Source organism: Veillonella sp. ZSJB6, assembly GCF_051549505.1.
In the GTDB taxonomy this organism is placed as follows: domain Bacteria; phylum Bacillota; class Negativicutes; order Veillonellales; family Veillonellaceae; genus Veillonella.
On the sequence record NZ_JBPUGE010000035.1, the window covers coordinates 1 to 279 of the forward strand.

Genomic DNA, 279 nt, shown 5'->3' on the forward strand with positions numbered 1-279 from the left:
TCGGCCATAGCGAGACCGGCGAGACGAAAAAGTTTGACGGGGTCTACTTCGTCTTGAAGCTGATGGACCAACTCCGCCAAGCCGCCCCGCTGCCTTACGTTGGACGACAGAATATCGAAGTGAACCTCGTCCCGTACGATTATGTCGTCGAGGCGACCGCTTATCTCGCCCATGCCCCGGTCGGTTTAAAACGGACGTTCCATTTGACGGACCCGTTCCCGCACGGCGCACGCGAAGTGTACCGGATGATTCATGAAGAGATGTTCGGTCGTCCTCCAC

Annotated in this window: 1 protein-coding gene; it reads left to right on the forward strand. The window is 57.3% G+C overall.

Annotated elements, in window-relative coordinates; all coding sequences use genetic code 11:
• Nucleotides 1-279 (forward strand): hypothetical protein (locus ACSV5T_RS09795; RefSeq protein WP_438320983.1); only part of this gene is annotated, 279 nt, incomplete at both ends.